Source organism: Halopseudomonas sp. L-58 (assembly GCF_056859475.1).
Genome location: NZ_JBSXON010000050.1, coordinates 37737 through 50449 on the forward strand (window position 1 = coordinate 37737; position 12713 = coordinate 50449).

Below are 12713 nucleotides of genomic sequence, written 5' to 3' on the forward strand. Positions count from 1 at the left end.
CGATATCCCTAGACAAGAAAGTTGATTCCAACACAAAGCAGCAGCAGGGCAAACAGGCGCTTGAGCAGATCCTGGGACAGCCGGTGCGCCAGACGCGCGCCGAACCCCGCGAACAGCATACTGGTAGAAGCAATACCGATCAGCGCCGGTAAATATACATATCCCAGACTCCAGGACGGCAGCCCGGTTTCATCCCAGCCGGTAAAAACAAAGGATATTGCGCCCGCCAGCGCAATCGGCAGTCCGCAGGCCGATGAGGTGGCCACCGCCTGCTGCATCGGCACGCTGCGCCAGACCAGAAACGGCACTGTCAGCGACCCGCCGCCAATACCAAAGATGGCCGATGCCCAGCCGATGACACCGCCAGCAATACCCAGCGACGGCTTGCCCGGCTCAGTCAGCGCCGCCTTTGGCTGAAGCTTGAAGGCCATCTGAATGGCCACACAAATGGCAAAGACACCAATGATCTTCTGCAGCATGGGTCCGCTGATCTGCGCCGCGGTCAGCGCACCCAGCACGGTGCCGAGCACAATCCCGGCCGTCAGCCAGACAAACAAACGCCAGCGCACAGCACCCTTTGCATGGTGCGCACGAATCGCATTGATCGAAGTGAACACGATGGTTGCCAGCGAGGTACCGACCGCCATATGGGTCAGCACGTCCGGAGCAATGCCCTGCAGGGCAAAACTGTAGACCAGCACCGGCACAATGATCATGCCGCCGCCAACACCGAACAGGCCAGCCAGCGTACCGGCAAAACCACCCAAAACCAGATACAGCAAAAATTCCACGGACACCTCGATAAACCGGCGGCAAACAGCCGGAAACCAGACAGCCCGATAGTGTACTCCTTCCGCCATCATTTTCCTGCAAAGGCACCCAAATAGCGGCATCAAGCCATTATCAGGACCCATTTTGCATAATCTTTGTATAAGTTATTTTTCATCATGTACAAGAAAAGCATCTAGGTTAACAGGGCAGTAAATAACCTTCATCCTGATCAAGAGGAACTGACAGTGAAAGCCCTGACTCTTATTCTGGTCGCCATATCCGTCGCGTTGAGCGGCTGTCTCGGCGGTGGTGGTGGCAGCTCTTCTGCCGGCCCGTCGGCGGAAGTACGCGTTTTACATGCGGCAGCAGACGCCCCGGCTGTGGATATTTACATCAATGGCGATCTCGCCATTGAGGCCCTGGACACCTTTACCGCCACCGCATTTACCCGGGTACCGGCCGAACCGCTCACCATAGATGTGCGAGCGGCAGGCGCTGCTGCCGACTCCGAGCCCGTCTTCAGCACCGAGGTAACCCCCGTTCGCGGCGAGGACTACACCCTGGTAGCCTACGGCTTGCTGGGCGATGACAGCTTTGACCTGCTGGTTATTACCGACGACATCCAGACACCCGCAGCAGCAACCGCGCGGGCCTTTGTTCTGCATGCCGCGCCCCAGGTCGGCAATGTCGATGTCTATGTCGACACCACAGACGCACTGGGTGACACTCCGCTGCTTGCCGACTTTGCACCTGCTGCCGACAGCGGCGCTTACGTGGAAGTACCCGCCGGGGAATACCGCATCCGCATCACCCCTGCAGGAGACCCGGCAACGATCGCCTACGACTCGGGATTCGTCGAGCTGGAAAGCGGCCCATCCTACTTCCTGGCAGCCATTCCCCGGGCATCAGGCTTCTCCCCCGCGTCCGTTATCGCGCTGCTGGACTCGCCGCCCTTTGTCGTTCTGGAAGACCAGCGCGCGCAAGTCCGGGCCCTGCACCTGTCACCTGACGCACCCGCAGTGGATGTCACCGTCGACGGCGACGTCGTTCTGAGTGACGTGTCTTTCAAGGATGTGAGTGACTACCTGCAGGTACTGGCCGGTGACTACACCATTGGCGTGGAAGCCGGCGGAAACGAAGTGGCCACCCTTCCCGTTACCGTTGAAGCAGGTCAGGCCTACAGCGTACTGGCCACCGGGTTTGTTAATGTCACCGGTGTTCAGGGCTTCACCCTGCGTCCGCTGGTCGACGACCTGACACCAGCCGCTGGAGCCAAGATCCGGGTTATTCACGCCTCACCGGATGCACCCGCGGTAGACGTTCTGGTCAACGGCGATATTTTCGCCGGGCTTGCCGACGTGCCCTACTTCACCGCCTCCGACTACGTCGAGGTCCCCGCGGGCAGTTATGACATCAGCATCAATGTGGCCGACACCACAACGACCGTCATCGACCTGCCCGCCACCGCGCTGGCAGCCGGCTCTATCTACACCGCCATCGCAGTCAATGAAGTAGCTTCCATCGAGCCGCTGCTGGTGGTTGATCCCTGACAGGATACAGGCGGAAAAGGGGCCAGCATCGTCTGGCCCTTTTTGTGATTCTGACCCGTCCCGCATACGCTGCCAGCATGCCCCCGGAAAACCGCGAATCCCATTTGCAAAACGCTTGCGGCAGCGCACACAGGCCCGATTCCAGGCTACGGATGGTAGACTGGGCCGCAACCAAGGAGCCTCTATGTGTCTGATTGCCTTTGCCTGGCAGCAATCCCTGCAGCAACCCTTGTTACTGATCGGCAACCGGGACGAATTCCATCACCGCCCCACCCGGGCGCTTGACCTCTGGACCAGGGAAGGTCATCCCGAGCTACTGGCCGGCAAGGATCTGGAAGCGGGCGGCACCTGGCTGGGAGTCACCCGCGACGGCCGTTTTGCCGCGGTTACCAATATTCGCCGCCCGGGCGTTCCCAAAGCGCCGCTGTCGCGCGGGCAGCTGCCGCTGGACTATCTGCAGGGCACCCGGTCACCGTCGGCCTTCATGCACGCACTGCAGGGGCAGTTGGCAAACTATACCGGCTTCAATCTGCTGGTCGGGGACCGCGAGCAACTGTGGTTTCTCAATAGCGAGCATGGCCAGGCGCGACAGCTTGAACCCGGCATTTACGCTGTATCCAATGCCGATCTGGACAGCCCATGGCCAAAAACGGACTGCCTGCGCAGCGCACTGGCAAACAACCTGGATGCCGACGACGGGACGCTGTTTTCACTGCTCGCCAACGATCACATCTATGCCGACGCACAGCTACCCGACACCGGCATCAGCCTGGAGTGGGAGCGCATGCTCTCGGCTACCTTTATCGTCGGACTGCCGGAGTACGGTACCCGCGCCAGCAGCATTCTGCGCCTGCAGGCAAACAACCGCATCCGACTGACGGAGCGGCGCTTCGGAGCACTTGGGGAGCCGCAGGGAGAAACCTGCAGGGAATGGCGCTGAGCTTCAGCGGGGTTGTGACAGGACCTTGCCCAGGCCCATACCACGCAACGCCAGATGCAGGGTGCTGAGCACCAGATGGGGGTTATCCAGCTCGATTACCTCATCCAGCAGAGCCTTGGCATCGGACAGTTTGATCTGACGCAGCAACCACTTCACCTTGGGCAGGTTGGTCGCGTTCATCGACAGCGCATCACACCCCATCGCCATCAATAATACCGCCGCCGCCGGATCGCCGGCCATTTCACCACACACGCTCATCGGCTTGCCCGCTTCGCGGCAGGCCGTGGCGATCTTGATCAACGCCTGCAGCACCGCCGGGTGCAGCGAGTGATACAGATCCGCAACCCGGGGATTGTTGCGGTCAACCGCCAGCAGATACTGGGTCAGATCGTTGGTGCCAACCGAAAGAAAATCGACCAGTTGAATCAGTTCGCGCGCCTGATAGACCGCAGCGGGCACCTCGATCATCACCCCGACCGGCGGCATGGGCACGTCGACGCCCTCGTCCAGCACCTCGCTGTAGGCCCGGTGAATAAGGTGCAACGCCTCTTCTACCTCGAACACACTGCTGACCATGGGCAACATGATACGCAGGTTGTTCAAGCCCAGGCTGGCCTTGAGCATGGCCCGGGTCTGCACCAGGAAGATTTCCGGGTGATCCAGGGTAACGCGAATACCGCGCCAGCCAAGGAAGGGGTTGTCTTCCTTGATCGGAAAATAGGTCAGTGCCTTGTCGCCGCCAATATCGAGCGAGCGCATGGTAACCGGCAGCGGGTAAAAGGCTTCCAGCTGCTCGCGATAGATCGCCTGCTGCTCCTTTTCGCTGGGGAAGCGATCCTTGATCATGAACGGCACTTCAGTGCGGTACAGACCAACGCCTTCGGCGCCGCGATCCAGTGAGCGCGCCACATCTGCCTGCAAACCGGTGTTGACCAGCAGCGGCATGCGATGGCCATCCAGCGTCACGCAGGGCACATCGCGCAGCTTTTCCAGCCCCTGCACCAGCTCACGCTCTTCGCGAACCAGATCAAGATACTGGCGATGCAGCTCCTGCGACGGGTTGGAATACACTTCGCCACGGTTGCCGTCGACGATCAGCTCCATGCCGTCGAGGCGGGTATAGGGCAGATCCAGCGCCCCCATTACCGTCGGAATACCCATCGCCCGGGCCAGAATGGCGACATGCGAGCTGCCCGAACCGAGGACCGAGACCAGACCGGCCAGCTTCTCCTTCGGCACCTGCCCCAGCATCACCGGCGACAGTTCCTCGCTGACCAGAATGGTATTGTCGGGGAACACCAGCTCCTGCCGACCGACCTCCTGCAGGTAGGCCAGGATGCGGCGGCCAATATCCTTCACATCTGCCGCCCGCTCACGCAAGTAAGGGTCGTCCATCAGCTCGAAGCGGGTGACATGCGAGCTGACCACCTCACGCAACGCCCCCTGAGCCCACTGGCCAGTGCGGATGATGTTGGTCACCTCGTTACCCAGCGCGGCATCATCGAGCATCATCAGGTAGACATCAAACAGCGCCAGTTCTTCCGGCCTCAGCTGCGTCGACAGCTTGCTGGACAGCTGCTGCATGTCATCACGCACGCTGTCCTTGGCACGGCGGAACAGCGCAATTTCGGCATCGATATCCTGAATCTGCTTGTCCGGGACCGATTTCAGATCAGCCGGAGGCAGAATCACTACGGCATGACCGATGGCTATGCCCGGCGCGCCGGCCACACCATCAAAGCGGGTGTCCTGGACCACCTCGCCGCCCCACCCCAGCCCGCCGATGGCACCGGTGGCTTCCGCGTGGGCAATGACTCCGGCAAGCTGCGCGCTCATGGTAACCAGGAAGGCCTCTTCGCCCTCATCGAACTGGCGGCGCTCCTTCTGCTGGACCACCAGTACGCCCATCACCCGGCGGTGGTGAATAATCGGCACACCCAGGAAGGAGGCATAGCGCTCTTCGCCAGTCTCGGCAAAGTAGCGGAAACGGGGGTGAGATGCCGCATCTTCGAGGTTGACAGGCTCCTCACGGGTACCGACGTAACCGATCAGACCCTCGCTGGTGCCCAGGGTAACGGCACCGACGGCATCCTTGTTGAGACCTTCGGTCGCCATCAGCACGTAGCGACCGATTTCGGGATTTAGCAGATAAACCGAGCACACCTCTGTGCCCATTGCCTCACGCACACGCTGCACGATGATGTCCAGAGCCGCTGCCAGATCTCTGGCAGAGTTGACCTCCTGAACAATGCGGCGCAGCGTATTGAGCATATTCAACTACCCGGAAGACTGGAGAGCAGTCTCGGCGCTAGTTCTTTCATGGCACGCCGATAGACATCGCGTTTGAAGGGCACAACCTGCCCCAGAGGATACCAGTAACTGACCCAGCGCCAGCCATCAAATTCCGGCTTTGCGCTGCGCGTCATGCACACCCGCTGGTCTTCCGAGGTCAGCCGCAGCAAAAACCACTTCTGCTTCTGACCTACGCAGACCGGCTGCGAATGGCTGCGGATCAGCCGCTGCGGCAAACGATAGCGTAACCAGCCACGGGTGCAGGCAAGAATTTCGACATCTTCAGGCAGCAGACCGACTTCTTCATGCAACTCGCGATACAGCGCCTGCTCGGGGCTTTCGTTACGCTGAATCCCCCCCTGCGGGAACTGCCACGAGTCCTGGCCGATGCGCCTGGCCCAGAGCACCTGACCCAACTCATTGGTCAGGATGATGCCGACGTTGGGTCTGAAACCATCGGGGTCAATCACAGCCACTATCCCTTAATCAATAATCACAGCATTGTTCCACAAAGCACGCTGCAGCAGCAATTACGGAAATGCCACCGATTGATGTCAGTGATTACGGGCATTTACCGGCTGACTCGATTATTCTAGCGGGCCGTCAACCCGCTCAGGAGAACACCCGTGTCACTCGCCATCTTCGACCTCGACAACACCCTGCTGGGCGGGGACAGCGATCACGCCTGGGGCGAGTTTATCGTTGCCCATCGGATTGTTGATCCGGACGAGTACAAGGCGCGTAACGACCAGTTTTTCAACGACTATCTGGCCGGGCGACTGGATATCCGGGTCTACCTGAATTTCTGCCTGCAACTGCTCGGCGAGCATCCGACCGAACAGCTTGACGCCTGGCACCAGCAATTCATGCAGGAGAAAATCCTGCCCATCGTGCTGCCCAAGGCGCTGGCCCTGATCGAGCGTCACCGTCAGGCCGGCGACACCCTGATGATCATCACCGCGACCAACCGCTTCATCACCGGCCCGATAGCCCGCCATCTCGGCATCGACCTGCTGCTGGCGACCGAATGCGAACGCCAGGATGGCCGCTACACGGGCCAAACCACGGACATCCCGTGTTTCCGTGAGGGCAAGGTAACTCGCCTGGAACGCTGGCTGCTGGAGAACAACCGCACCCTTGAAGGCAGCTACTTCTACAGCGACTCGCACAACGACCTGCCGCTGCTGGGCATGGTCGACAACCCGGTAGCCGTCGATCCCGACGACACCCTCCGCGCCCACGCCGAAGCCCAGGGCTGGCCGGTCATCAGCCTGCGCTGAGGCGCAGCAGCGGCAAGCGGCAAGCGGCAAGCGGCAAGCAAAACCGGATTCGCACCTGCAGCGAGACCCTCAAGGGTTTAAATAAGAAGCTGCATCTAGAGTCAGCATAAAAAAACCGCGCGATTCAACTCCGCGCGGCTTTTTCTTGCAGCTTGTAGCTTGTGGCTTGCAGCTCGCCGGCACGAAGCCGGCGTCAGGCCGGCGTAACCCTACAAAACAACGCCTTGATATAACCGGTTTCCGGAATCGCCGGATGCAGCGGGTGGTCGGCGCCCTGAAAGCCGCGTTCGGTGATGATCAGGTTGCGATCCAGGTGGCGGCTGGCACCCAGCAGGGCGTCACGCAGACGATCCTCTTCCAGATGCATGGAGCAGGACGCCGAGACCAGAATCCCGTCCTTGTTCAGCAGCCGCATGGCCTGCTCGTTGAGGCGTCGGTACGCGGCTTCACCATTGCGAATATCCTTGCGCTTCTTGATAAAGGCCGGCGGATCGGCAATGACCACGTCGAAGCGCTCGCCGGCGCTTTTCAGCTCCTTCAGTGCCGCCATCACATCGCCCTCGACCACCAGCATCTTTTCGGCGACGCCATTGAGCTCTGCGTTGGCTTCCACCCGGTCCAGCGCCGGCGCTGAACTGTCGACACACATGACTTCACTGGCACCAAAGGCGGCGGCCTGAACACCCCAGCCGCCGACATAGCTGTACAGGTCCAGCACCCGCTTGCCGGCCACGTAAGGCGCCAGACGGGCGCGGTTGGCACGGTGGTCGTAGAACCAGCCGGTTTTCTGACCCTCGCGCACCGGGGCTTCAAAACGCACGCCGTTCTCTTCCAGCGCCACCAGGTCAGGCATCTCGCCGAATGCATCCTCAACGTAGGACTCCAGCCCTTCCAGCTTGCGCGCGCCACTGTCGTTCTTGAACAGCACGGCCTGCGGCTTGAACACCTGCACCAGCGCATCAACGATGTCGCCACGCACCTGCTCCATGCCGGGATTGGCGATCTGCACCACGAAGTAGTCGCCAAAACGGTCGATCACCAGCCCCGGCAGAAAATCCGACTCGCCGTAGACCAGACGATAGAAGGGTTTGTCGAACAGCCGCTCACGCAAACTCAGGGCCACCTTGAAACGATGCACCAGCAGTGACTTGTCCAGCGGATGACGGGTATCGCGGCTGAACAAACGTGCACAGATCAGGTTATTGGGGCTGACACAGACCAGCCCGAGAGGCTTGCCGCCAGCGGCTTCCAGCTGCGCCTGCTGACCCGGTTCAAAGGCCGTCAGCGGCGTCAGCGCGGTATCCACCTCGTTACTGAAGACCCACAGGTGGCCTCCACGAATACGCCGGTCGGCATTGGCGTTGAGACGCAGGCTGGGCAATGACATGGGGAACTCCTGAGGCAGGCAAGAAAAATGTATGCAGTTGGCCATTATACAGGGTGCCAAGCTCCCCGGTCTCCGGCTAAACTCGGCAGCTCAAGTCATCAGTGGACCCAGGCCATGACATCGGAGCTCACCGACCAACAGATCAGCAGCGCCCTGCAAGGCATCAGCGTACCACCGCAGCCGCAGATCATGGTCGACCTGCAGATGGAACAGTTGATGCCGGATCCGGATCCCAAGGTCATTGCCCGGCTGATCAGCCAGGACCCGGGTCTCTCCGGCAGCCTGCTTAAGGTCGTCAATTCGCCCTTCTTTGGACTGGCCAACCGGATCAGTTCCATCCAGCAAGCCGTCAACCTGCTGGGCGTCAGCAGGGTGGTCAACATCGTCAATGCGCAATCGATTCGCGGCGAGCTGACCGACGAGAACATCGTCAATCTCAACCGCTTCTGGGACAGCGCGCAGGACGTCGCCATGACCTGCATGACGCTGGCCAAGCGCATTGGCTGCGTCGAGCCGGATGAAGCCTATGCGCTGGGGTTGTTCCACAACTGCGGCATCCCGCTGATGCTCAGTCGCTTCCCCTACTACATCGAAGTCATGGAAGAGTCCTACGCGCAGGACCAGATGCGACTGGTCGATGTGGAAAACCAGCGCATGAACACCAATCACGCGGTGATCGGCTACTACACGGCCAAGTCATGGCTGCTGCCGCGCCACCTGTGCGACGCCATCGCCAGCCACCATAATGCCGAGCAGGTGTTCCTTTCCCCGCTGGGCAATGACCCGGTGCAGAAGAACCTGCTGGCCATTCTGAAGATGGCCGAACACATCTGCCGGGCCTACAAGGTGCTGGGCAACCACAACGTCGATCACGAATGGAACGCCGTCGGTAGCGCCATCCTGGAGTATGTGGGCCTGTCCGAGTACGACTTCGAGACGCTGGAGGCCAACTGCCAGGAGATGACGGCGACCGGCGGCGGCAGCTACTATCAGGACTGACCAAGGCCAGCTCCCAAGGAGATCACGCATGACCACCCCGCTCGTAATTACCGTCATATCCGCCGACAAGCCCGGTCTGGTGGAAAGCCTGGCTCAGGTCATCAACCGGCACGGCGGCAATTGGCTGGAAAGCCGCATGGCCCGCATGGCCGGACAATTTGCCGGCATTCTGCGGGTAGATGTCGCCAACGGCCAGCTCGAAGCACTGCGTATTGACCTGGACGGGCTCAGCGCCCTGGGCATCAATGTCCAGGTGGCTATCAGTGGCCAGGCAGACGAGCCGCAGCAGCGCACCCTGCAACTGACCCTGGTGGCCAACGACCGCGCCGGTATCGTCCACGAGGCCTCGCGCGTACTGGCCAGCCATGGCGTCAACGTCGAATCGCTGGAAACCGAATGCACTCCGGCACCGATGAGTGCCGACCTGCTGTTCAAGGCGCGGGCGCTGCTGGGTGTGTACCCGCAGACCGATCTCGATGCCCTGCGTGACGCTCTGGAAAATCTGACCGACGACCTGATGGTCGAGCTGCAGGACGCAGACTGAACCGACTGTGCCCGGGGTTGCTGCACGCGGCCCCGGTCCACCTCAAAGCAGGAAGGTAAGACCGACCTGGAACAGCCGCTCTACCGCCTGCATGTCCCGCTTGTCCGGCACGATCACAATGACGTGGTCACCCTCTTCGATCTGGGTGCTGTCATGCGCGATGATCACATCCTCGCCACGCACCAGCGCGCCGACCATCGCACCGGGGGGCAACGGCAGCTCGTCAATCCGCTTGCCCACCACTTGCGAACTCTGCGCATCGCCGTGGGCAATCGCCTCCATGGCCTCGGCCGTGCCCCGGCGCAGCGAGTGTACGGCAACCACATCACCGCGACGCACGTGAGTCAGCAACGCGCCAATGGTGGCCTGCTGCGGCGAGATGGCGATGTCGATACTGCCGCCCTGCACCAGGTCGGCATAGGCCGGATTACTGATCAGCGTGATAACCGTGCGGGCACCCATGCGCTTGGCCAGCATCGACGACATGATGTTGGCTTCGTCATCATTGGTCAGCGCCAGATACACATCTGCTGATTCGATACTTTCCTCCAGCAGCAGCTCCCGGTCCGACGCGCTGCCATTGAGTACGGTGGCTCGACGCAGGTACTGGGAGAGAAACTGGCACCGCGCCATGTCCTGCTCGATCACCTTCACCCGATAATCGTTCTCCAGCACGCTGGCCAGGCGCGCGCCGATATTGCCGCCGCCGGCAATGACGATGCGCTTGTAGGGCTTTGCCCGGCGTCGCAGTTCGTTCAGCACCAGTCGGATATCCGGTCTTGCCGCAACGAAAAAAACCTCGTCTCCGTCCTGGATCAGGGTATCGCCGTCGGGGATCACGGAATGATTTCGGCGAAAAATGGCCGCCACCCGAATCTCCACCGCGGGCAGCCGCTCGCGCAATGTGGCAATGCGCTGACCGACCAGCGCGCCACCGTTGGAGGCGCGCACGGCAACCAGCTGGGCCAGGCCATCGGCGAAATTGATGACCTGCAAAGCGCCCGGATAGCGAATCAGCTTTTTAAGGTGCTGGGTGACCAGCGCCTCGGGATTGATCAGCACGTCAACCGGTACTGCACTCTTGGCAAACAGCGCGCGGTTCTGGGTCAGGTAGCCCTGCTCGCGCACCCGGGCGATCTTGTTCGGCACATTGAACAGTGACTGAGCGACCTGACAGGCAATCATGTTGACTTCATCGCTGTTGGTAACCGCCACCAGCATGTCGGCGTCCTCCGCCCCCGCCTTGGACAGGGTCACCGGATGGGCGCCATGGGCGCAGATCGTCTGCACGCCCTGCGCACCATACAGCTCCTGCAACAGCTGCAGCCGCCCGGCATCACGATCCACCACGGTAATGTGATTTTTCTCGCCGACCAGTTGCTCCACCAGGCTGCGACCAACCTGGCCCGCCCCCAGCACGATGATGCGCATCATGCCCTATCCCCTTTAAATTCCGCGTTAGCCACGCCAGAACACCGGCGTAAAAAGCACCATCAGGGTCAGCAACTCCAGCCGCCCCATCAACATGGCGAACGACAACAGCCATTTGGCCGCCACTGGCAGGGTAGCAAAATTACCCGCCGGGCCAATGACATCACCCAGCCCGGGCCCGACGTTGGTCAGCGCGGTAGCCGCCGCGGTCAGGCTGGTGATCAAATCCAGGCCCATCAGCGCCAGCAGCAGCGTCACCACGCCCAGCGTCATGAAAAACAGGAAGGAGAACGCGACGGCCGAGAGAATAATGTCATCCTGCACCGGCCTGCCGTTGTACTGGGTGACAAATACCCCGTTGGGGTGAATCAGCTTGCGAACCTGGGTACGCAGAAACAGATAACTGAGCTGAAAGCGAAACACCTTCATGCCGCCGCTGGTGGACCCCGAGCAACCACCGATAAACATCACCACAAAAAACAGGGCGATGCTGAAAGTGCCCCACTGGGTGTAGTCGGCCGAGGCGAAGCCGGTGGTCGTAATAACCGAGACCAGGTTGAAAGTCGCCTGGGTGAAGGCCACGAAGGGCTCGGCCAGATGCAGATCGATCAGATCAGCCGTCAGTAACAGCGATACCGCGCCGATAATGCAGAGGAAGCCGATTACCTGCTGGTTGTTGAGCACATGCAGCGAGGGTCGCCTAAAGAAGGCAATCAGCAAGGTAAACGGCAACGCGCTGAGGGTCATGAACAGAATCGACACCCACAGCACCTCCAGCGGGAAGCGGCCCATGGAGCGATCATCGGTCGCAAACCCGCCGGTCGATACCGTCGCCATGGCATGATTGATCGCATCAAACAGGTTCATGCCGGCCAACCAGTAACTGAACACACAGCTGACGGTCAGGCCCAGGTAGGTCGCCACCAGCATGCGAGCAAGCGACTGGACCCGCGGGATGGACTTGTCCGACCAGTCGGAGGACTCGGTGTGGAACAGGCGCATGCCGCCGACGCGCAGAAACGGCAGAATCGATACCGCCATACCGATCACCCCCAGACCACCAATCCACTGCAGCAGCGAGCGCCAGAGCAGCAGACTGGGCGCGAGGTGCTCGATACCGCTGAGAATGGTCGAGCCTGTGGTGGTGATCCCGGACACCGCCTCGAACACCGCATCTTCGGCGCTGAGCTGAAAATGACTGAAGAACAGTGGCAATGCGCCAAACAGCGAGAGCAGCACCCAGCTCAGACTGGTGAGCAGATAGAGCTGACGCGAAACCAGATGAAAGCCCTTATCCCGGCAGCCCAGCACCATCGCGAGGCCGCAGCCGAGTGTGACCGCGAACGATGTCAGAAATACCTGCATTTCCGGGTCCTGTCGCCACCAGGCAAACACCGCGACACTGAGCATCAGACCAGCCATGATCAGTACCAGAATGCCGCAAACAAACAGCACCGGACGCAAAAACCGCAACATGCAGAGGGTCCCCAGACAGGAAGATCGGCACATCATACTCGTC

General features: G+C 60.7%; 11 protein-coding genes. 5 read left to right on the plus strand and 6 right to left on the minus strand.

The window, feature by feature from the left end; translation table 11 throughout:
• Window positions 1–8: 8 nt before the first annotated feature.
• On the minus strand, window positions 9–791 hold the full coding sequence (locus tag AC13EY_RS06315) for a sulfite exporter TauE/SafE family protein (protein ID WP_228245425.1): 783 nt from the start codon (window positions 789–791) through the stop codon (window positions 9–11).
• A 225-nt stretch (window positions 792–1016) separates the two neighbouring features.
• On the opposite strand from AC13EY_RS06315, the gene AC13EY_RS06320 reads away from it, so the two are divergent.
• Together AC13EY_RS06320 and AC13EY_RS06325 are read left to right on the plus strand one after the other, a co-directional pair.
• Window positions 1017–2321, plus strand: coding sequence for a DUF4397 domain-containing protein (locus tag AC13EY_RS06320; protein WP_482877666.1), 1305 nt, complete (start codon window positions 1017–1019; stop codon window positions 2319–2321).
• A gap of 184 nt (window positions 2322–2505) precedes the next feature.
• Window positions 2506–3261 carry an NRDE family protein gene (locus tag AC13EY_RS06325; protein WP_335600235.1) on the plus strand — a complete coding sequence of 252 codons (756 nt, stop codon included), beginning with the start codon at window positions 2506–2508 and terminating at the stop codon, window positions 3259–3261.
• A 3-nt stretch (window positions 3262–3264) separates the two neighbouring features.
• Here the strand turns inward: AC13EY_RS06325 and ptsP are convergent, their stop codons facing one another.
• Together ptsP and rppH are read right to left on the minus strand one after the other, a co-directional pair.
• Window positions 3265–5532: a phosphoenolpyruvate--protein phosphotransferase gene (ptsP, locus tag AC13EY_RS06330; protein ID WP_088274548.1), complete on the minus strand. Its 2268-nt coding sequence runs from the start codon at window positions 5530–5532 to the stop codon at window positions 3265–3267.
• 2 nt (window positions 5533–5534) lie between these two features.
• Entirely contained in the window at window positions 5535–6023 is a 489-nt protein-coding gene (rppH, locus tag AC13EY_RS06335; RefSeq protein WP_088274547.1) for an RNA pyrophosphohydrolase, read from the minus strand.
• A 156-nt stretch (window positions 6024–6179) separates the two neighbouring features.
• Here rppH and AC13EY_RS06340 point away from each other — a divergent pair, with 156 nt between their 5' ends.
• Complete coding sequence (locus tag AC13EY_RS06340; protein WP_228245429.1) at window positions 6180–6833, plus strand: histidinol-phosphatase; 654 nt, start codon at window positions 6180–6182, stop codon at window positions 6831–6833.
• A 193-nt stretch (window positions 6834–7026) separates the two neighbouring features.
• Here the strand turns inward: AC13EY_RS06340 and AC13EY_RS06345 are convergent, their stop codons facing one another.
• A complete protein-coding gene (locus tag AC13EY_RS06345) occupies window positions 7027–8220 on the minus strand; it encodes a class I SAM-dependent rRNA methyltransferase (protein WP_269688044.1) in 1194 nt (397 codons plus the stop codon).
• Window positions 8221–8334: 114 nt separating this feature from the next.
• On the opposite strand from AC13EY_RS06345, the gene AC13EY_RS06350 reads away from it, so the two are divergent.
• Together AC13EY_RS06350 and AC13EY_RS06355 are read left to right on the plus strand one after the other, a co-directional pair.
• Window positions 8335–9219, plus strand: a complete 885-nt coding sequence (locus AC13EY_RS06350; RefSeq protein WP_088274542.1) for an HDOD domain-containing protein — start codon at window positions 8335–8337, stop codon at window positions 9217–9219.
• Window positions 9220–9247: 28 nt separating this feature from the next.
• A complete protein-coding gene (locus tag AC13EY_RS06355; RefSeq protein ID WP_482877669.1) occupies window positions 9248–9763 on the plus strand; it encodes a glycine cleavage system transcriptional repressor in 516 nt (171 codons plus the stop codon).
• Window positions 9764–9805: 42 nt separating this feature from the next.
• Here AC13EY_RS06355 and trkA read toward each other — a convergent pair whose 3' ends face one another.
• Window positions 9806–11194, minus strand: coding sequence for a Trk system potassium transporter TrkA (trkA, locus tag AC13EY_RS06360; RefSeq protein WP_088274886.1), 1389 nt, complete (start codon window positions 11192–11194; stop codon window positions 9806–9808).
• A 27-nt stretch (window positions 11195–11221) separates the two neighbouring features.
• Window positions 11222–12670, minus strand: a complete 1449-nt coding sequence (locus tag AC13EY_RS06365; protein WP_088274538.1) for a TrkH family potassium uptake protein — start codon at window positions 12668–12670, stop codon at window positions 11222–11224.
• Window positions 12671–12713 lie beyond the last annotated feature (43 nt).